The organism is Pseudomonas sp. GW821-FHT07G06 (genome assembly GCF_058986625.1).
Genome location: NZ_JBYSVW010000005.1, coordinates 54,149 through 71,123, shown reverse-complemented (window position 1 = coordinate 71,123; position 16,975 = coordinate 54,149). Strand labels below are relative to the sequence as shown.

Annotated in this window: 26 protein-coding genes; 1 reads left to right on the top strand and 25 read right to left on the bottom strand. The window is 58.3% G+C overall.

Features of this window, described 5'->3' with window-relative positions:
* Positions 1 to 58: 58 nt before the first annotated feature.
* From AC3WJW_RS11560 to AC3WJW_RS11440, 25 genes are all read right to left on the bottom strand, one after another.
* Positions 59 to 316: a hypothetical protein gene (locus AC3WJW_RS11560; RefSeq protein WP_493726083.1), complete on the bottom strand. Its 258-nt coding sequence runs from the start codon at positions 314 to 316 to the stop codon at positions 59 to 61.
* 290 nt (positions 317 to 606) lie between these two features.
* Positions 607 to 936, bottom strand: coding sequence for a hypothetical protein (locus AC3WJW_RS11555; RefSeq protein ID WP_493726082.1), 330 nt, complete (start codon positions 934 to 936; stop codon positions 607 to 609).
* A 39-nt stretch (positions 937 to 975) separates the two neighbouring features.
* Complete coding sequence (locus AC3WJW_RS11550; protein WP_347911380.1) at positions 976 to 1,473, bottom strand: hypothetical protein; 498 nt, start codon at positions 1,471 to 1,473, stop codon at positions 976 to 978.
* A 55-nt stretch (positions 1,474 to 1,528) separates the two neighbouring features.
* Positions 1,529 to 1,915, bottom strand: coding sequence for a DUF3168 domain-containing protein (locus AC3WJW_RS11545; RefSeq protein ID WP_493726081.1), 387 nt, complete (start codon positions 1,913 to 1,915; stop codon positions 1,529 to 1,531).
* Positions 1,908 to 2,462 (bottom strand): HK97-gp10 family putative phage morphogenesis protein, encoded by a 555-nt coding sequence (locus AC3WJW_RS11540; protein ID WP_493726263.1) that lies wholly within the window; start codon positions 2,460 to 2,462, stop codon positions 1,908 to 1,910. Before AC3WJW_RS11540 ends, AC3WJW_RS11545 begins: the two co-directional genes overlap by 8 nt.
* Positions 2,463 to 2,486: 24 nt before the next feature.
* The gene (locus AC3WJW_RS11535) at positions 2,487 to 2,657 is read right to left on the bottom strand and encodes a hypothetical protein (protein WP_493726080.1); all 171 of its coding nucleotides are present in this window, start codon (positions 2,655 to 2,657) and stop codon (positions 2,487 to 2,489) included.
* Between the two features lie 9 nt (positions 2,658 to 2,666).
* Positions 2,667 to 2,984, bottom strand: coding sequence for a head-tail adaptor protein (locus tag AC3WJW_RS11530; RefSeq protein ID WP_493726079.1), 318 nt, complete (start codon positions 2,982 to 2,984; stop codon positions 2,667 to 2,669).
* 11 nt (positions 2,985 to 2,995) lie between these two features.
* Positions 2,996 to 3,313 carry a head-tail connector protein gene (locus AC3WJW_RS11525; RefSeq protein ID WP_493726078.1) on the bottom strand — a complete coding sequence of 106 codons (318 nt, stop codon included), beginning with the start codon at positions 3,311 to 3,313 and terminating at the stop codon, positions 2,996 to 2,998.
* On the bottom strand, positions 3,306 to 3,587 hold the full coding sequence (locus AC3WJW_RS11520; RefSeq protein WP_493726077.1) for a HeH/LEM domain-containing protein: 282 nt from the start codon (positions 3,585 to 3,587) through the stop codon (positions 3,306 to 3,308). The genes AC3WJW_RS11525 and AC3WJW_RS11520 overlap by 8 nt, the downstream gene beginning before the upstream one ends.
* Positions 3,588 to 3,630: 43 nt before the next feature.
* Positions 3,631 to 4,833 (bottom strand): phage major capsid protein, encoded by a 1,203-nt coding sequence (locus AC3WJW_RS11515; RefSeq protein WP_493726076.1) that lies wholly within the window; start codon positions 4,831 to 4,833, stop codon positions 3,631 to 3,633.
* 10 nt (positions 4,834 to 4,843) lie between these two features.
* Positions 4,844 to 5,497: an HK97 family phage prohead protease gene (locus AC3WJW_RS11510; protein WP_493726075.1), complete on the bottom strand. Its 654-nt coding sequence runs from the start codon at positions 5,495 to 5,497 to the stop codon at positions 4,844 to 4,846.
* Positions 5,475 to 6,686: a phage portal protein gene (locus tag AC3WJW_RS11505; protein WP_493726074.1), complete on the bottom strand. Its 1,212-nt coding sequence runs from the start codon at positions 6,684 to 6,686 to the stop codon at positions 5,475 to 5,477. Before AC3WJW_RS11505 ends, AC3WJW_RS11510 begins: the two co-directional genes overlap by 23 nt.
* Positions 6,686 to 6,877 carry a hypothetical protein gene (locus AC3WJW_RS11500; RefSeq protein ID WP_493726073.1) on the bottom strand — a complete coding sequence of 64 codons (192 nt, stop codon included), beginning with the start codon at positions 6,875 to 6,877 and terminating at the stop codon, positions 6,686 to 6,688. The genes AC3WJW_RS11505 and AC3WJW_RS11500 overlap by 1 nt, the downstream gene beginning before the upstream one ends.
* Positions 6,874 to 8,670 (bottom strand): terminase large subunit, encoded by a 1,797-nt coding sequence (locus tag AC3WJW_RS11495; RefSeq protein WP_493726072.1) that lies wholly within the window; start codon positions 8,668 to 8,670, stop codon positions 6,874 to 6,876. Before AC3WJW_RS11495 ends, AC3WJW_RS11500 begins: the two co-directional genes overlap by 4 nt.
* Positions 8,624 to 9,082: a phage terminase small subunit P27 family gene (locus AC3WJW_RS11490; protein WP_493726071.1), complete on the bottom strand. Its 459-nt coding sequence runs from the start codon at positions 9,080 to 9,082 to the stop codon at positions 8,624 to 8,626. Before AC3WJW_RS11490 ends, AC3WJW_RS11495 begins: the two co-directional genes overlap by 47 nt.
* A 138-nt stretch (positions 9,083 to 9,220) precedes the next feature.
* On the bottom strand, positions 9,221 to 9,538 hold the full coding sequence (locus AC3WJW_RS11485) for an HNH endonuclease (RefSeq protein ID WP_493726070.1): 318 nt from the start codon (positions 9,536 to 9,538) through the stop codon (positions 9,221 to 9,223).
* Positions 9,538 to 9,864 (bottom strand): phage holin, lambda family, encoded by a 327-nt coding sequence (locus tag AC3WJW_RS11480; protein WP_493726069.1) that lies wholly within the window; start codon positions 9,862 to 9,864, stop codon positions 9,538 to 9,540. Before AC3WJW_RS11480 ends, AC3WJW_RS11485 begins: the two co-directional genes overlap by 1 nt.
* A gap of 36 nt (positions 9,865 to 9,900) precedes the next feature.
* Complete coding sequence (locus AC3WJW_RS11475) at positions 9,901 to 10,287, bottom strand: hypothetical protein (RefSeq protein WP_493726068.1); 387 nt, start codon at positions 10,285 to 10,287, stop codon at positions 9,901 to 9,903.
* Between the two features lie 153 nt (positions 10,288 to 10,440).
* Entirely contained in the window at positions 10,441 to 11,004 is a 564-nt protein-coding gene (locus tag AC3WJW_RS11470) for a hypothetical protein (protein ID WP_493726067.1), read from the bottom strand.
* 9 nt (positions 11,005 to 11,013) lie between these two features.
* The gene (locus tag AC3WJW_RS11465) at positions 11,014 to 11,340 is read right to left on the bottom strand and encodes a hypothetical protein (protein ID WP_493726066.1); all 327 of its coding nucleotides are present in this window, start codon (positions 11,338 to 11,340) and stop codon (positions 11,014 to 11,016) included.
* Positions 11,341 to 11,345: 5 nt separating this feature from the next.
* Positions 11,346 to 12,641 (bottom strand): tyrosine-type recombinase/integrase, encoded by a 1,296-nt coding sequence (locus tag AC3WJW_RS11460; RefSeq protein ID WP_493726065.1) that lies wholly within the window; start codon positions 12,639 to 12,641, stop codon positions 11,346 to 11,348.
* Positions 12,638 to 12,847, bottom strand: a complete 210-nt coding sequence (locus AC3WJW_RS11455) for a hypothetical protein (protein ID WP_493726064.1) — start codon at positions 12,845 to 12,847, stop codon at positions 12,638 to 12,640. The genes AC3WJW_RS11460 and AC3WJW_RS11455 overlap by 4 nt, the downstream gene beginning before the upstream one ends.
* Positions 12,847 to 14,226, bottom strand: coding sequence for a replicative DNA helicase (gene dnaB / locus AC3WJW_RS11450; RefSeq protein WP_493726063.1), 1,380 nt, complete (start codon positions 14,224 to 14,226; stop codon positions 12,847 to 12,849). The genes AC3WJW_RS11455 and dnaB overlap by 1 nt, the downstream gene beginning before the upstream one ends.
* On the bottom strand, positions 14,219 to 14,920 hold the full coding sequence (locus AC3WJW_RS11445; protein WP_493726062.1) for a helix-turn-helix domain-containing protein: 702 nt from the start codon (positions 14,918 to 14,920) through the stop codon (positions 14,219 to 14,221). The genes dnaB and AC3WJW_RS11445 overlap by 8 nt, the downstream gene beginning before the upstream one ends.
* A gap of 627 nt (positions 14,921 to 15,547) precedes the next feature.
* A complete protein-coding gene (locus tag AC3WJW_RS11440; RefSeq protein WP_493726061.1) occupies positions 15,548 to 15,787 on the bottom strand; it encodes a transcriptional regulator in 240 nt (79 codons plus the stop codon).
* Positions 15,788 to 15,893: 106 nt separating this feature from the next.
* On the opposite strand from AC3WJW_RS11440, the gene AC3WJW_RS11435 reads away from it, so the two are divergent.
* A complete protein-coding gene (locus tag AC3WJW_RS11435; RefSeq protein ID WP_493726060.1) occupies positions 15,894 to 16,607 on the top strand; it encodes an XRE family transcriptional regulator in 714 nt (237 codons plus the stop codon).
* Positions 16,608 to 16,975: the final 368 nt, after the last annotated feature.

Genomic DNA, 16,975 nt, shown 5'->3' with positions numbered 1-16,975 from the left:
TTTCTCCGGGCAACAAAAAACCCGCCAAAGCGGGTTTCAGTGAATCTTGATTGAGAAACTAATCCTTTTTTGCGTTTGCCCTATTGGCATCATCGGTGATTTTCTTTATCCGCTTTTCAAGCCGTCTCTGTTGCCGATCAAAATCGCCTTGATAATTTAACCACCAAACTCCGACGGCAAGAGCCACGGCAAAGCAGATTGCAATCGGGATTACAATCACTCCCAAGACTGCAAAAATTGCAGCAAATACTCCCAACAACCATGGTGCCAAGAGCACGATGATCACCACCAGGGCCAGAAAAATTAAGACTTGCATCAACTCTGCCTCCATTCAGCACTGTCGCAGAATATCAAAAGCTTACTTTTCTTGCCGGCCCGTCAAAGCCTGACGCAATTTGGCGGCGACAGTGGAAGGTTTCGGCTTTTCCTTCTGCCCAGCTGGTTTGCCACCAAATGGATTGGTCATCTGCGCCCATTCAACCCGGGCATCCACTGCCAGAAACAATTCGGGGAGTGGAGTACTCCAAGCCACCTCAGGCGCCCAACCGAGCCACCCGGTGGCCACCGCGTAAAGCCGGTCAACGTAACTGCCGTCTTCGACAGCACTTACGCCTTCGCCGGCTGCTGCTTTCCCGCGTCAGTGCCCTTGGGATTGTAAAGCGCCACCAGGTACGCATTGAGCTTAACGGACACTTCCAGAACGCCTTCCTGCCAAACCTGCTCAGGGATTGCCTCGGAGGCTTTCCCGGCCAGGCCTGCACCGCTGGCGATAATCACAGCGCAACCATCAACGCTCAGGGCGTTGATTGCCTGAGATGCACCACGCAAACCACCAAAGTGGGCTTCAATCGCCCGCACTGCGCCGAGGGTAGGCTTGAGGGTGTAAGTCTCACCATCGAGTGTAATGTCGACGGTACCGAGCAGGGTCTTGCTCATGTGACGATTCCTTGTAAGTCGGGGCCGAAGCCCCGCAGGTTAGGCGGCGGCAGCCGGGAGGATCTCCAGGATGTCGGAGTTGATGCCGATCGTGACGTTACGACGAACCACGTTGTCAGCGGCGCCGGCGGCGACGGTGTTGTTCATCACCTTGCCGCGCAGGTAGAACGTGGTCGGCAACAGTGCCGGGGTGGCATCAGGATCACCGTCGTTCAGGGTGATCTTGATGTTGTAGTCGCCCTTGCTGCGGTCCTTGTGAGCGACTTTCAGTTTGGCTTGGCCCAGGTCGCCGTTGTCGAGGCCGACGGCCAGGGTCAGGTCGCCAGCATCGGCAGTGCCCTTGTACTTGCGCACTCGGCCATCACGCAGCGAGGTGAAGGTCACGGAACTGAAGGTGTCGCCAAACTCGCCAAGGTCTTCGACCTCGCCAATTTCGACGTAGGTGTCTGCCTTGTAGAGCGCTTCGGTGTCGGCGCCGTTCTTGCTACCGATGGAAATTCGGCAGCCGGCGGCTGTATTGAGGTTGTCTTCGGCCATGGGGGTTCCTCCAAAGGCACATTGGATAAAGCCGCTCGGCGGCCAGGGGTTGGGTTCAGTGGGTGGTAATAACGCGGACCGTGATCGATCCCTGGTACGTGACGCCGTCAGCGTCACGCTGGGCGTCGGCCTGTTCAACTCGGACGGATACGGCACGCCCAATCGTCAGCGGCAACCGGCGCTCGTCTAGAGCCGCGACAACTTCGCCGAGGATCCGCTTCACCTCGACTTGGCCGTGAGCGTCAGACCACACCGATAGGTAGATCAGGCGCTGCTGCCGCTTTCTCCCCGCGATGGGCGAGATGTTGTTGGATATCTCCCGATCAAACGAGACATACGGCATGGGCGAATCCATTGGCGCACCGTCGTAGACCGGGCACGAGACCTCGGCCTCCAGCCGCGCGAACAGCGCCTCCTGCAATGCAACAGATGGATCAGCCATCAGCGGCCCCCTTACTGGCTTTGCTTAATGTCCTGGCAACAGCCGCCCGGATGTTGGCCAGGACAAACTCCCGGTTTACATCCATCGCCGGCCGCAACCAGGGATGGGCCGGACGCGCTGGGATATCCGGGTACTTGCCGAAAAAGGTGGTGCCGTCGCTTTTGTTCTTGGTGTCTCGCCGCCCGAGCCGATCTTTACCCTTGAGCTTGGATCGGTCACGGTTGGTGGTGTGTTGTCCGGACACAGCATCTGCGTCAGCCCGGTGATACAGCGTGCCGCTGTAGCCTTTGGTGCCGTACTCGAGGAACCGCAGATAGAAAAAACGCCGCATGTCCTTTTTGCCCCGAATGCCGATCTGCGCATCCAAGCCGCTTTTCGACACGAACGCCTTCAGCGCGGAAGCGGCAGCCCCCGTGTCCCGCGGCACCAGTTGCCGCATGGTTGCAAGGATCTGATCCGCCGACTCCTGCATTGCTGGAACAAGCTCGTTATCCATCGTTGCGTGGATGTTGCGTAGGGTCCGACGCAACTTGAAGTCACCAGACATGCGCGAGCGACGGGCGGCCACGGGTTACTCCTTGACCTTGGCAGGCTTGTCGGAAGCTGGTGCAACCTCAGCGACAGGTTCCACCAAGCCACGCTGGACCAGGTCAGCGCCGAGCTTCACGTCTACCGTGAATTCTTCACCCTTCTCCCGGTCACCAGTGGCGCCGGACAGGACGCCCAAGGCAATGACTTTCATGATTCACCTCTATGGATTGGGTACGTTTGAACACAGAAGCCGAAGCATTGTTCGGTCGTTATCGAGCAATGGAGCTTCGATCAGGTAAGTGGTGGTGATGCCGCCGACTATCTCCACAAGGCGGCAGCCCGCTACCACATCCCGCCGAGGTCGGACTCGGATCTCAGCACTTACGACAGCAGTAAGCTGCTCTGCCACAGGTGCGATTCGGCCCGTCGGCAAAGTGATCTCCGCCCAAAGCTTGCCGATTTCCGACCAAGTCACGTCGAAACCGCCGGTTCGGTTTTTGACTCGAACCGGCTTCAGCAGTGTGCACCGGTGACTCATCGGGCCTGCTCTCATACATTCACCCAGCGATGAGGTTTCCAGAGCGCATTGGTTGCCATTGGCAACTCCGAGGTGATGGTCCCGATCACCACAGTTTCACGACTGTTGTACCAGTGACCGATCAGCAACAGTGCCCCCTGCTTGATCGCTTTAGTCATCAACAGCGCGTTGCCGACTGGATCTGGCAAAGCTTCGCCCGGGTCGATCAGCGTGCGATTGGTCCAGGTCTCGAATGCGCTGAAGGCTGCCTCCGTGTAGCCCTCAATCAACGCATCTTCATCGTCATGGTCGACCCGTAAGTGAGCCTTGACGATGGGCAGATCAAGCACCGGTAGGTACCAATGCCTGGAGAGTTGCCTTATTGGCACCGGCGTCGAAGTCGATACCCTTGGCGGCAAGCCATTCCTTCAGCTTGGGCACCGTCATTTTGAGCGGATCAGTTTCGGTACCGCCTTCGTCATCGAGCAAGGTGGCGTATCCCAGGTGCTCAACGGCGACCAGCGCGCAGCGATCAGAAACCTCCTGCTCGCCGACTTCGATTTGAATCACTTCGTTTCCGTCTACCGCAAAGGGGAACGGCTTGGTCACAATGATTGTTGGCATGTTGCTCTCCTGCGGGCCGGGCGCCCGAAGACGCCCGCCACGATTACGCAGCGCTGAGGGTCAGAACCTTCACGGCCTGGGAGTCGACCAGCATGCCGCCGACGCGCTTGGTGGTGTAGAAGCCAACGTATGGCTTGTTGGTGTAGGGGTCGCGCAGCACGCGGGTACCGATACGGTCCACGATGGTGTAGGCCCGTTTGAAATCACCGAAGGCGATCGCATTAGCGTCGGCCGCAACATCCGGCATGTCCTCGTTCTCGGTGATGCCATAGCCCAGCAGAGTCGATGGAACGCCAGCCTCCAGACCTGGACGCCACAAGTAGTTACCCTCGCTGTCTTTCAGCTTGCGGGTGTAGGCCACGGTCAGGTTGCCCATCATGAAGGTGCCGTTTGCACGGTAACCCGCCTTCAATGCATGAATCAGATCGATCAGTTTGTCGCCATTGAAGCCGGCGGCAGTGCCGCTGATGATCTTCTGCAGCGTACCGAATGCGCGAACATCGTCGGCAGTGGTCAGCATCGGGTAGGCCAGGAAGCCTTTCGGCTTATTAACACCGTCGCCGGAAGTGAATGCGCTGCCCTCTTTCTCCGTGAACTCGCGCGCCGCTTCGGTGTTCAGCCAGCCCTCGGCATCGAAGAACATATCGTCCAGGCTGGTCTGGGTTGCCTGCGGGTTGCAGTAGATCTCCCCCATGAATGCCGAGATCTGACCGAGAGTCGGGGTTCCGGTCGGCGGGCGAGCAGCAGTCTCGCCAACCCAGCCAGAACCTGCGCCACCAAGACTCACCAGACGCTTATAGTCCTGGGAGCCGACGGTGATTTGGTTGCACACCTGGCGCATCGGCGAAGTGTCCTTCAGCAGGTCGATGATGCTGCGGTCCAGCTCTTCCGGTACCGCGTAGCCGCCATCGGCCTCAGTACCGATTTGCAGCGCCTTGGCTTGCAGATCGCCCAGTCCCGCATCGATGCCCTTGCGCACAAACTGCATGAATGCGGTCTTGTGCTCGCTGGCTTCCTTGGTACCGGTACCGTCCGGACGCTTCAGTGCCAGCAGCTCTTTCTCCAGGTTGCTTTTCAGTTCGTCCAGCTCGCTAAGTTTTTCGTTGAGCGTGTCGACCTGGCCGGACAGCTTGCCTTTTTCGGCTTCCAGGCCGTCGATACGCTTATCGTTCGACTTCTTGAACTCGTCAAACTTGGCGCCCAGGGCTTCGGCAACATCTTCAATATCTTTCTTTTCAACAGCCATGAGAGGCTCCTTACATTCGATTCAAAAGTGACTTAAGGGATTGCAGTGCTTCGTCGGCACCCGCCTCTCGCGGTGAAACTGCGCCGTAGCCTTTGGCCATAAAGGCCTTGGCTTGGGAGCCAGAAAACCCGACCTCTCGAAGGGCTCGCTCCACTTTGCTGGGCGGCGGTGTTTCGCCACGGGCCAGCAGAGATTTCACGTCAGTGATCCGGGCTTCATCGTTGGCCGGGAAGGTGACCAGGGAGACTTCCCACAGGTCGATGGCCTTCAGCAGCCAGATGCCCTTTTCCTTGTCGTATTCGTAATCGTCGAGCATGTAGCCGATGGACATACCAGTCAGGCTGCCGGCCTTCATGTGTCCGTGGGCACGCTTGGCGAGCGGATCGGCATCGACCAGCAACTGGCCTTTGACGTACAAACCGACGTCGTCCTCGCGCATCTCGGTGTAGATACCGATCGGCTCGCTCATGTTGTGTTGCCACAACATCGCCGGCAGACGACCTTTCTCTTTCCATTTAGCCAGGCTGGCTGCAAATGCCCCGCGGATGACCACGTCGCCGTAGCTGTCTTCGACACCGAACACGGAGCCATAGCCTTCGAACTCGCCGCTGTCACTGACCGATTTAATGGTCAGCGGCAGGTCAAGACGCTGTTTTGTCTGCATCGCCGGCAGCCTCTGGGTTGGTGGTCATGTTCATAGGGGTGAGGTAGATGTCGCCACCGTCACGGGGGTTCTCGTCTTCAAGTTCGCGGCAGTCGTTGGGGCTCAAGATTCCCCACTGAATGCCCTTGCCATAAGACTCATACCGACCTTTCAGATCGCCACGCATCAAAGCGCCGGCGTTGAATTTGGCGTAGTGGGTCAGGCGGTCTTTCTCGCTGAGCAGGCCGACCTGAATGCGGTGCTCAATGCGGGTCATGATCGGAACCAGCGAGTAGTTCACGAAGCTCATGCCCATGTGCTCGATGTTGTTGAGCGTCATCTTTTCCATGCTGGCCACCAGGTGCGGCGGCACACGGAACAAACCGCAGAGCTGCGCCTCGGTGAGCTTTTTCGATTCGATGAACTGAGTGTCTTGGGCGTTGAGGCTGATGGGCTTCCAGTCGAGTCCCATCTCCAGAATCATGGGTTTATAGGCGTTGGCCACCCCCATGTGTTCGCCTTGGAACTCCGTCTTAAGCCGACCGAATGCTTCGTCGGTAAGCGCCTGCTCGGTACGCAGAACACCGCTGGTTACGGCGCCGTTGGTAAATAGCTTCGCGGCATGTGCATCCATCGCCTGGCCCAGGCCAAGCGCCTGACGGGCATAAGCAATCGGATTCAACCCGTTGAGCCCGTCCAGGGTGAACAGCCGGACATGCCAGATCTCATCTTGTGTCAGCGTTTTCTCGCCGGATTTGAAATTGACCTTGTACTCAACGGACCAGTCATCCTTGAGTTTTGGCGTGACGATGTCCGGGCTGAGTGGAAGAAGTTCGACCACGTTTCCCAGCGCCATCACCTTGTAAGCGTAGAAGTTGCCACGCAGACACAGGCACGCGACCAGCATTTCCCAGAACTCTTGGGCCGTCATGTAGCTGTTTGGGGCCATGGTAATCAGCGGATAAAGCCGGTGAGCCGTAGCAGGCAATCGAACCCTGCCTGTCTGCTTCAATAGCCGGCAGGGAAGCATCCCCATTGATTCGGCCAGCACCCGCACACAGTTGAAGACAACCAATTGCTGCATGGCGCTGGTGGTGGTCACGCGCTGACCGGCATTAGTTTCATACCCAGCACCCAGCGCCTGAGCAAGTTTCTCTGGCGTATCGATGACCTGAACGCCCGACTTTCTTCCTAAGAGTGCACGGAGCATCAGCGACCACCTCGCACTATCGAGACAACGGACAGGGCAATCAGCAACGATCCACAGACGCTCAATGCCAATGGCTCCCCCATCCAAGCCCAGAGCCCTCGCGTCAGCAAGGCCAGCCCAAGCACACCGACGAGATCGGGCAAAGCCTCTTTCAGCGCCTCGAGTTTCGGCGGCTTGGTTTCATCGGTCATAGGGTTCGAATTCCGTGTTTAGAGATGTGATCAGAAAGGCTCTCCGCCGTTTTCTCTGTGGCGTTAGCTGCACCCACGGCCATGGCCATGGCGACAGCCCCGTCAATGCGGCCGGTCTTTTTGCGCTTAGAAAAGATCCTGTTTTCTTGGGCGTCGGCCTCCATCACCGCAGACGCGACGTTCCAGGTAAGGCATGGGTTTGCCAGCACCTGAATCTGGCCGGTTAAGATCAAGTCCTCCACCAGGTCAATGGAGTGAGTCATCCATAGATTCGACTCGCGCGCCGGTCGGAAGCCCTGGCCATGCGGCACCAGGTTCAACTCAATACCCTGGGCCTCGAGCTCCACCTCGAGATAGGTCATGTGGTACGGGTCAAAGGCCAGCGCCTTTATCTCGTACTTCGCTGCAAGCTCTCCCAGACGCTTGGCGACGAAGGCATAGTTGATCGCCTTCCCGGGCGGCGCATGAATGTGTCCATCCTCAAGCCAGATGTCATACGGCACGCCGTCAATCGCGGCGCGATCAAGCAGCGTGTCCTTGGGCGTCCAGAACTCAGCGATAGACTTACCTTGCTCTGGGAAGTACAGGTTTAGCGCTGTGAGGTCGCGCTTACCTGAAAGGTCGAGGCCTCCATAGCAGACCTGACCGGCCAGTTTTTCGGGATCGAACTTCGCGCAGCACGACAGCCAGACGTCGATATCGACCCAAGGGTTTGCCGCGTCCACCCACTGGCAGAAATTCAGGCGCCGGACAGTACTCGCCTTGGCCGGCATGCCCTTCGCATCGGTGACCTGCTCGCGCAGATACTTCGGCTGGAAAGTGTGTCCCAGCGATGGATTCGCTTTGCCCCAGCACTTCTCATCCTTGAACGGGTCATCCCCTTTATCCAGGGAGCAGATGAACGAAAAGAAACCATCGTTGAAGTGGCGGTGCCGCTTGGTCACGCCTTTGGCACCGGCCTCGCAGACGTTCACGCCGAGCTGGTGGTAGCTGTAGCAAACCGAGTTTCGGTCGTGTCCGCTGTTGGTGATCATCAAGATCAGGGCCTGGCGTCGCCCCTTGGTGCCCGCCCGCATGAACTCGACGGTTTTGTTGTTCTTGTGTTCGTGGACTTCGTCGATCAGCGCGCAGTGCGGCCGTGGGCCAGACTGCCCATCGTCGGAGCTGATCGGACGGAAAAACGAACCGGTGGCCAGATAGGCCAGGTTCCAAACCTTTTCATCACGCCCGGACTTCTTGATCTTCTTCTTCAGGGCAGGCGACTGATCAACCATTGCGACCGCGTCACGGAATAGGATCATTGCCTGATCGCGCTTCGTCGCAGCGGCATAGACTTCAGCGCGCGGCTCGTTGTCCGAGGTCATACAGTACAGGCCGATACCAGCCGCCAGCGGCGACTTCCCTGACCCTTTCCCCGACTCGATATACACGGTCCGGAACCGGCGGAAGCCATCCGGTGCCATCCAGCCAAAGATCGATCCAACGATGAAGGCCTGCCAAGGCAGCAGAACGAAGGGCAACCCTTCATGCTCGCCGCCGTTGAGCTTGAGTACCGTCTTGAAGTAACGGATCGCGCGGTTGGCCTTTTCCAGATCCCAAGTCAGACCGCGCTTCGGGCCGTCTTCAAGATCACGAAGATGGCGACCGCAAGCGTTTCGAATATCGGGACCGGCCAAAACTTTGCCGGAGTAAACTTCTTGAGCCCAGGCCGTTACTGGGTCGACCGCATAGGAAACCTTCTTGACCTCAATTGAAGAACTCGTCTTCCGGGTCTTTGCTTGGAGGTTCGCCAATGGCCTGGACCTTGGATCGGGCGGCGGGTGTCATGCCGAAATGGGTAAGGTAAGAGAGCAGCCGGCGGTCGGCGTCAGCCGCCATCGCCACAGCCGGATGCGCTTTGATCAGCCCGGCGTCGGTCGAATAGGTATGGCCCTCTTCTGAAATCACTTTGGTGAGGCGACGAACTTCAGCGGCGACTTCGCACAGGCGTTCGAGGGTTTGAAGGTCGGCTTCAGTGAGCACGCCCATCGACGCGGCGAGCGGGCAGAAGACTTTCCAAACTGCCTTGCCTTCCGTTGTCATGCTCGAAGGCGGCGCTTGGTAAGACGCAACTGGCAGCTGCGGTTCGCGCTTGTTTTCCCTGGCCGGGCGCGAGGTGCCGGTGACCTTTTTTTGGGTCGAGGGGACCGGGGTTCTACCCTTCAAAAAAAAGTCTCCAATTCTGGTTTTTTGCGTAAAGAGGGTCGAGGGCGGTCCTATGTGGTGGATTCCCGAACTTTTGACCCTCCCCCTAGGGGCTGTGGCGTGCCACACCGAATCGAGGCGAAATCGATGGATGAATTCTCATTTCCGTCGGTTCCAGTGGTGATTCGGATCAATTGGCAGCCCGTTGACGTCGCAGCCGACCACCACGCCGGATTTCTCCTCACGCTGCTTGGCGCTGTCGTGGCAGAGCTTGCAGAGACTCTGCAAGTTGGTCGCATCGAAGAAGAGTGTCACGTCGCCGCGATGGGGCTTAATGTGGTCAGCAACGCCGGCGGCAACTGTTCGGCCTTGCGACGCACAGCGACGGCACAGCGGCTCATCCTGAAGCTGCTTCCACCGTAACCGGTACCATTCCTTTGTCTTATAAAGGTGATGCCAGGGCGAACTGTTTGCCATCAGTCAGCACGCCGAGGCAGCTTGAAGTCAGCAAACCGGTCAGCCAGGTCCGCGATCTTCTTCACGCCAAGGAAGCCAATAAACACACCCGCGGCTGTGGCGAAGTTCTGAGGCAGACCGAAGTACTCCAGCAACGGGATCAGGCCAATGGTGATCAACGTGCAGAGCGATGCTTCGAGCAGCGCCTGACGCCGAGTGCCACCACCGTAGATGATCCGCAGCGCACCGACCACGAACGAAAGACCTCCGGCGTAGATCGTTGGAGCGTGCTGGGTCAGCCATGCGAGAACGAGCAGCCAAGTGTCTGGTTTGTCGGGCATGTTCATCTCGATATCCTCCCGGATAGGGAGTGAAGGAATGGATCAGCGTCCGCGGTGAAGCAAGCCGCCAGCCTGGAGTTCGGCGCGGATGACATCGCGCACCTGATCAGCGATCTCGGTCGGTTCTTTGAATAGCTGCGACTCGATGCCGATACCGGTCGCTACATACCGGCCCTTGAGCAATCCCATCTTGACGGACCAGTCAGCACCCACTCGAGCATTGGTGATGGTTCCGCGCTCAACTTCGGCTTCGCTGATGTAGAGCACGCCATCGACCACGATGAAGGGCTTAGGCTGCACCTCGACTGGCTTCGGCGCCGGCTCATCCAACTTACCCAAGATTACCGGGGACTGGCCGCCGTACAGCTCGAGCTTGCCCTTAGTCATCCTCCAGCCGGACACACCCTCAACGAAGTCATGACTCTGCATCGCCGTTCTCCAGAAACGAAAAAGCCCCGCACGATGGCGAGGCCTTGGAATAGAAAGTAAAAAGCCCAGCAAGTGGCTGGGCTTTAAGTGTCGTCTCTCATAACGCGCAAGATCGACATGATGGGCCTAAATTACGATCATTCCGCCACTACGTCAAGCAGCGTCGATGAAGATTTCTTCCCGGTCGAATATCTCAGTCGCATGGATGACTGCGGCCTCTTCCAACGACTCAAGGCGCTTGGCGATGCCAGTCTTCCAACGCCGGCGGGTCGACTCGGGTTTGCCTTCCGTGTCCCAGGTGTTCATGTCGTAGAACTCAGCCGGCAGCACGATCATGTCAGTGGAGCGCTTACCGGTCTGAACACCCTTCAGCTTGGGAATGGCCCACGCAGTGAGCGCCTTATAGATGAATAGTTGCGGCGCTGGAGAAACCATACGGGCCACCAGGCGGCCTATGGCGGCAACCTTGTTGGCCTTGTGTGTCGAGTACTTGGCGACCAGCACGTCCCACTGAGCCGGCTCAAGCTGGCGGTGCAGTAACGCGTAGAGGCAGCAGTCATAGTCGAACTTGTCGCGCACTGACAGTGAACTGCCGGTACCGCCCTGGCGCAGATCGGCATCGATCAGCTTTTGCCATGACTGCTTTGTGCTGTTGTCGATGTTGTCGGCAGCCAGTACCCGGACCAGCGTACTCATCACGTCTTTATAGATGCCCATGGCGTTCCCTCAATCCCCGGTGAAGTTCGATCCGCCGGCACCGCGGCGGTTGTTCTGGCTGTAATAGGCCATGAGCCCTTTTGGCTCGACTGGCTTGCAGTTGCAGCGACTGCCGATCTGGTCATAGGCACGGCTCAGGTTGAAGCTCAACTGAGTGACCAGGTCCTGCAGTTCGAGCGCCTGTCCGTTGTCCTCACGGACCCAACCTGAAGCGTTGCAATCCAGGCAGTCGAGATGATGAAACAACCCCGTGATGACCGCCTTCCCCTTGCAGGACGGGCATACCGCGAGCGCGATCAGTTCCTTGCGGAAGGCGGGGCCATGGCTCTTTCTCATCGTTTTTAAACCTCGCCCTTAACAAATTGCGGAAACGACTCGCAGCCCGCGCCATTCAAGGCGTCTACGATGTTTTGCGAATCTTCATATCTAACGCCTGTCTGCTGATGAATCGCCTTGAAGCCGCGTTCATCTAACCAGTTGTGCCACTTCACCAGCGCCAGCCGACGCTGCGCTTTGGCCTGGGTGTTGATGTAGGTCGAAGCGATCTTGCCGAGGGAGTGGTTCAACAGCATCTCGCCGATGTGGCCGTCGACGCCGAGGTCAGTCCAGGCCGTACGCGCCACCTTGCGCAGGTCGTGACTGGTCCAGGCGCCCCGCCCCAACCGGGTGAACACGGCACTGGCCTGGTTATCGCTCAGCGGCTTGCCCCGGCGAGACGGGAACAGGAATGGCCCCTCGTACCCTTGGGCGGTCTGCCGGTCACGGTAACGGCGCAGCAGTGCGCACACCTGGTCGGTCAGTGGCACCCGAAGCTCGGCCTTGCTCTTCGTGTGTTCGGCCGGCAGGAACCACTCACGCTCCGCCAGCGCAATGTCGGCCCAGCGAGACTGGCGGGTTTCGCCGATGCGGGTACCGTGGCAGAGCATCATCAAGGCCAGCATGGCGTCAGCCGGCGCACTCTCGAAACGCTCGGTCAGTTGCTCCACCAGCTCGGGCAACTGGACATCGCGCAGGCGGGCTGGCTTGGGCAGGATGCGGGCCGTCGTGAAGTGGATGAACTTGAGCTCGGCCATCGGGTTAACTGGGATCAGGTCCAACTTTCGGGCCTGACGAAAGGCCACGGCGAGCAGGCGGTACAGCTGCTGGACATACGACAGCGACAACTCTTCCTGAGCCGGCCACATCAATAGCTTGTCCAAGGTCTGGGCATTGACGTCCCGAATCAGCAAGTCGCCCAGGCGCGGCTTGAGCTGGCAACTGATGGCCGACTTGCCGGCTGAACGACGCTTGGCCGACAGCGCACGGGAGCGGGCCATGCGATCGCCAAACCAGTCGAGCAGTTCACCGACAGTGACCCAACCCGAAACGCTGGCAGCACCGTCGGCCGCCACGCGTAGGCGCACGGCCGGTAACGCCGAAACGACCTGCTTGGTGGAAAGGTCGGGGAAACCGCCGATGCGGTGCCACTGGCGTTTATTCAGCAGGTACCAAGACCCGCGTGCGCGATTCTTCGCATATCGGAAGTGCAACGCCGGGTGACTGGCATCACGCAGATCGCGCACATGCTCGAGCTTGGCGTTGCGCTGAATTTCGGCGTCTGACAGCTTCACAGTCAGGGTCTTGATCAGGGTGCTCAATCGCTCGCCTCCGGTTTGGCGAGACGGTCCACCACCTCGAACGTCGAAGGCCACATCCACGCGCCATACCGCTTGGCCATGGCCTCATCGGCGAACAGCGCCAAGGCGTGGTCTGGCGTAAAGCTCAACTCCATTTTGTAAGAGCAGCAGAACACCGCGAAGCGGTAATTGGACGGATCGGGAACAGCAAGTCGCTTGGTGCTCATCAGAACTTTTCCTTTTGGCGGTAACGGCTGGCCAGGCTGGTGACTTTTTCCGGCTGCTCGACAGGCTCTGGCTTCCACCCGGCAGCAAGGTTTTCAAAACGGTTGTACTGGCCAAGGAAGGCCGTTCGGACAGTGCCCATCTCGATGTCGCGCCCTTTGCCGATGATGATTTCGGCAATGCCTTTGGCATCGGTGTTTTCGTGATAGACCTCGTCGCGGTACACGAACAGGATCACGTCGGCATCCTGCTCGATGGCGCCGGATTCCCTCAGATCTGAGGGGATTGGTCGTTTGTTCGGCCGCTCTTCGCACTTGCGGGAGAGCTGACTCAGCAGCACAACAGGGATGCCCAGTTCCTTGGCGAGCAGCTTGCAGCCGCGACTGATACTGCTGACCTCTTCGGTCCGGTTGCCGCCCTCGCCTTCCAGTAACTGCAGGTAGTCGATCATCAGCAGGTCCAGGCCGTAGCGCATCTTGTGGCGACGGGCCAGCGAGCGGATGCGACCAATCGACGAGCCGGCGCGGTCGGCGATGTACAGCGGCGCGCGACGAAGCCGACCAGCCGCAGCAGAGAGTTCCGCGCCGTGGCTTTGGCACGCCGTTCCGTTCTTCACCAGCGTGAGCGGGATACGCCCCTCGGAAGCCACAGCCCGGTCGAGCAGTTGCCCCTTGTTCATCTCAAGGCTGACGACGAGCGCCGACTTGCTCTGGCGCACTGCCGCCTCGACTACAAACCCCATCGCCAGCGTGGTCTTGCCCATCGCGGGACGCCCAGCAACGATGTACAGGTGATCGGGTTGCAGACCACCCAATTTCTCGTCCAGGTCTTTCAGGCCAGTCGACAGCCCGATCAGCGTTTCACCGCGGGCATGACGATCATGACGGTCCTGCCAAACTTCGATCTGATCGACCAGCACATCACCGACTTTGACGATGTCGTCATCACCCGATCCGCAGTCAATCGCCATAGCCGCAGCCTGGACGGCGGCGATTTTCGCCTGTACATCCTGATCGCTGTGCGCGATGTCCATGGCCTGGCTGCCAAGGTCAAACAGGGACCGCTCGATGGCCCGCTCTCGCACGATTCCCGCGTAGGTCTTGGCGCTGGCAACGCTGGGCGTGCCGTTGACGATTTCGGCGCAGTAGGCAAAAGCAGGACTGCCATCCGGCAAGTCGCCGACGTGGTCACCCACCGTGAGGAAGTCGACGGACTTTCCGGCTGAGCGGACCGCCATGATCCCCCGGTACACCTCGGCGTTGGCCGGGAAGTAAAACGATTCGGCGGACAGGTCGTCGCTCAGGGAGTCGATCAGTTCAGGGCGCTGCATCATCGCGCCCAGCAGGCCGTGCTCGGCCTCGATGCTATAGGGGTCACGCATTGTAATTGCCCTCCACAACCTTGACGAAGTTGCTCGGGGCGATCAGCCAGTCGAAGCTGGCCCGGAAAGGTGCGCCGCCGTTTTTACCCGAAGCGCGACCCATCAGGAAATCGGATTGGGCAACAGTGGCGAAGTACTCAGTCCAGAAATCGAGGCTCTGGTGAACATCGCTTTGGTTCCAGCGAGAACGGAGTTGCTTCTTGCGGGCTTCGGATACGAGAACGACCGTCGGTAGCGTTGGTGTGAGCAGCCGGTTGAACAAATCGACGATGTCCTGAACCGGGCAAGACGGGGAGCGCGGACCGCGATTCCCATCAGGTGACGGTTCAATTGACGGTTCCTTTACGGTTCTGGGGGCATCTGGTGCCGGGGTGACCGGCATATCCTGCCGGGGTGATGGGGCATCTGGTGCCGGGGGGCATTTACTGCCGGGGGCATATCGTGCCGGGGTGATTGAGTACCAAGTCGAACGGCCGAAGCGCTGGTTGCTCGACAATATGCCGGCCTCTTCAAGCCAACGCAGTGCATTGCGGACAGCGCGTTCAGACAGACAGGTGCGCACGCCAATAGTGGCAACGGAAGGCCAGCAAACACCTTCGTCATTGGCGTTATCGGCCAAGGAAATTAGGACAGCCTTCTGAGCTGGGCTCATGCCGTGCAGAGGCCAGCACGCGCTCATGATGACGGTGCTCATGCGGAAACATCCTGGACAGGAATCAGCGATGCCTTGAGGTGTTCAAGGCATTCTCGGCTGAAGTGAGATTTGAACGCGCGCGAGTATTGGCTACGCACCATCAGAGCGGCGTGCATCGCGGCAGATTGGTGGGCTATGAGGTGTTGCGACACTCTTGGAGAGTTCGCAGATCGTGTCGGAGCACGACCGGTGTTGCCTGGAACAGTGTTCATGCTCATAATGGCCCCGCATTGTTTTACAAGTTGTTGAAGAAGCCGGGGTGCGACCCGGCTTTTTTGTGCCTGAAATTCAGGCGATAGCTTTCCCGCAGACGCGACCGATCCCGCCGACTGAGCTACTGCCCTCAGCGTTCAATGTCCCCATGCGTCCTGTTGTGTTGCCGTCCATTTCCCTTCCCCTAATGGTCTTCCTGGTGGATCCGTTCTACTGGATGAATCAACAGCTAACTCTGCGCGCTACCTCGACTCGCAGCTAAACCCGATACTGGTGCCACTCGACCTTCTCGCTACTTCTCGATGTCCTGAAGGTCTTTCCGCAACCGCTCAAGATCCTCCTTGAGCAAATCGAGGTGGCATTGCATGTCTTCCAGTCGCTCCAGTGGGATTTCGGTTGCTGGCACAGCCCCCGCTATGCCGCCGCCTTTTTTGTAGGGGTGTCAGAACCTGTTTCACGCTGCGGATAAAGATCGGGGCGAAGCTCATTTCGAGGCACGCCGGTCAACCGCTCGATATCCAGAACTCTTTCAGCGGGTACGCGACCGGTAGCGCACATTTTCTGCACCGCCTGAGGCGTGACCTTGAGAGACCTAGCAAGAGCGGACTGGCCACCAGCAGCGGCAGCAGCCTTCTGAATTGCAGTCTGTTTCATACACACCTCAAAGTTACAACTACAACCAAAGGCTAACCGATTGGACACGGAAATTACAACCAATATTCGTAATTACACCTACAACCATTGTTTGTATGATTGACATATGAAGACTATTGGTGAGCGCATAGCGCAGAAACGCGAGGCGGCCGGCCTTAATCAGTCGGAGTTGGGCCGTCGCATGGGGGTCACTCCGCAGGCTGTCCAGAAGTGGGAGTCAGGAGTCTCTACGCCTCGCAACAGCAAGCTAACGGAGCTGGCTACAATTCTCGGCACTTCCATAACCTATCTCTTGGAAGGTGGCCGCGAAGATACCAAGTCAACGGCGCCCGCTCATTTGCTCGGCAATATCGAAGCCTGGGACGAAGAAACACCTTTAGCTGATGATGAGGTTGCAGTCCCCTTCCTGCGCGAGGTGGAACTGGCTGCTGGATCTGGCCGATTCTCAATTCAGCAAGACGAGGGTGAGACCCTGCGGTTCAGCAAGAGGAAGCTGAGGGAGAACAACGTTCAATTCGACAAGGCTCGATGCGTAACTGTTCGAGGAAACAGTATGTCCCCCGTGCTCAGGGATGGCGCGACAGTGGGAGTCAATATCGGGAAGACCTCAATAAGCGACATAATTGATGGAGATCTTTACGCGATCAACCAGAATGGACAGCTACGTGTAAAGCAGCTCTACCGACTACCAGGGGGGATCCGCCTCCGAAGCTTCAACAGAGACGAACATCAGGACGAGGACTACACGTTTGAGTCTATGCATGACGATCAGATGCAAATTCTCGGTCATGTGTTCTGGTGGGCAATGTACGCCCGATAGCAGGTAGATCAACAATCCCAAGTCCCGCTTTTAGCGGGATTTTTTTTGCCCGGACCTTTCCAATTTACAACTATAAAGCTCAAAAACCAGCCCTCTATCGAATTTTATTACAACCAAAACGCTTGCCAACTGTAACCATTGGTTGTAGATTCATTTCAACGCCGGATAGCCACCGGCCAGATGGAAGGCAGCGATGAACCGGCCTCAACGGTTCAGAGGGTTGGCAACTGACCCAGGTGTGCAGCGTAAAGCACCGCAAACAGTTATCCGGCGGACTGAGTCGCGGTCGGACGAACAACTTGTAAGAGCCCGTACCGCGCCAGCAGCGCCGAAGGGACACGGAATTTTTCACTGCTGCACCTGGTTGA

Bases quoted from the DNA above. Each gene is read 5' to 3' on its own strand.
- AC3WJW_RS11535 (WP_493726080.1), bottom strand. From the start codon at position 2,657: ATGAAAGTCATTGCCTTGGGCGTCCTGTCCGGCGCCACTGGTGACCGG.
- AC3WJW_RS11485 (WP_493726070.1), bottom strand. From the start codon at position 9,538: ATGGCAAACAGTTCGCCCTGGCATCACCTTTATAAGACAAAGGAATGG.
- AC3WJW_RS11530 (WP_493726079.1), bottom strand. From the start codon at position 2,984: ATGAGTCACCGGTGCACACTGCTGAAGCCGGTTCGAGTCAAAAACCGA.
- AC3WJW_RS11555 (WP_493726082.1), bottom strand. From the start codon at position 936: ATGAGCAAGACCCTGCTCGGTACCGTCGACATTACACTCGATGGTGAG.
- AC3WJW_RS11455 (WP_493726064.1), bottom strand. From the start codon at position 12,847: ATGAGCACCAAGCGACTTGCTGTTCCCGATCCGTCCAATTACCGCTTC.
- AC3WJW_RS11480 (WP_493726069.1), bottom strand. From the start codon at position 9,864: ATGAACATGCCCGACAAACCAGACACTTGGCTGCTCGTTCTCGCATGG.
- AC3WJW_RS11500 (WP_493726073.1), bottom strand. From the start codon at position 6,877: ATGACCGATGAAACCAAGCCGCCGAAACTCGAGGCGCTGAAAGAGGCT.
- AC3WJW_RS11465 (WP_493726066.1), bottom strand. From the start codon at position 11,340: ATGAGAAAGAGCCATGGCCCCGCCTTCCGCAAGGAACTGATCGCGCTC.
- AC3WJW_RS11510 (WP_493726075.1), bottom strand. From the start codon at position 5,497: ATGCAGACAAAACAGCGTCTTGACCTGCCGCTGACCATTAAATCGGTC.
- AC3WJW_RS11435 (WP_493726060.1), top strand. From the start codon at position 15,894: ATGAAGACTATTGGTGAGCGCATAGCGCAGAAACGCGAGGCGGCCGGC.
- AC3WJW_RS11515 (WP_493726076.1), bottom strand. From the start codon at position 4,833: ATGGCTGTTGAAAAGAAAGATATTGAAGATGTTGCCGAAGCCCTGGGC.
- dnaB (WP_493726063.1), bottom strand. From the start codon at position 14,226: ATGCGTGACCCCTATAGCATCGAGGCCGAGCACGGCCTGCTGGGCGCG.
- AC3WJW_RS11445 (WP_493726062.1), bottom strand. From the start codon at position 14,920: ATGAGCACCGTCATCATGAGCGCGTGCTGGCCTCTGCACGGCATGAGC.
- AC3WJW_RS11550 (WP_347911380.1), bottom strand. From the start codon at position 1,473: ATGGCCGAAGACAACCTCAATACAGCCGCCGGCTGCCGAATTTCCATC.
- AC3WJW_RS11545 (WP_493726081.1), bottom strand. From the start codon at position 1,915: ATGGCTGATCCATCTGTTGCATTGCAGGAGGCGCTGTTCGCGCGGCTG.
- AC3WJW_RS11440 (WP_493726061.1), bottom strand. From the start codon at position 15,787: ATGAAACAGACTGCAATTCAGAAGGCTGCTGCCGCTGCTGGTGGCCAG.
- AC3WJW_RS11540 (WP_493726263.1), bottom strand. From the start codon at position 2,462: ATGTCTGGTGACTTCAAGTTGCGTCGGACCCTACGCAACATCCACGCA.
- AC3WJW_RS11505 (WP_493726074.1), bottom strand. From the start codon at position 6,686: ATGCTCCGTGCACTCTTAGGAAGAAAGTCGGGCGTTCAGGTCATCGAT.
- AC3WJW_RS11475 (WP_493726068.1), bottom strand. From the start codon at position 10,287: ATGCAGAGTCATGACTTCGTTGAGGGTGTGTCCGGCTGGAGGATGACT.
- AC3WJW_RS11560 (WP_493726083.1), bottom strand. From the start codon at position 316: ATGCAAGTCTTAATTTTTCTGGCCCTGGTGGTGATCATCGTGCTCTTG.
- AC3WJW_RS11470 (WP_493726067.1), bottom strand. From the start codon at position 11,004: ATGGGCATCTATAAAGACGTGATGAGTACGCTGGTCCGGGTACTGGCT.
- AC3WJW_RS11520 (WP_493726077.1), bottom strand. From the start codon at position 3,587: ATGCCAACAATCATTGTGACCAAGCCGTTCCCCTTTGCGGTAGACGGA.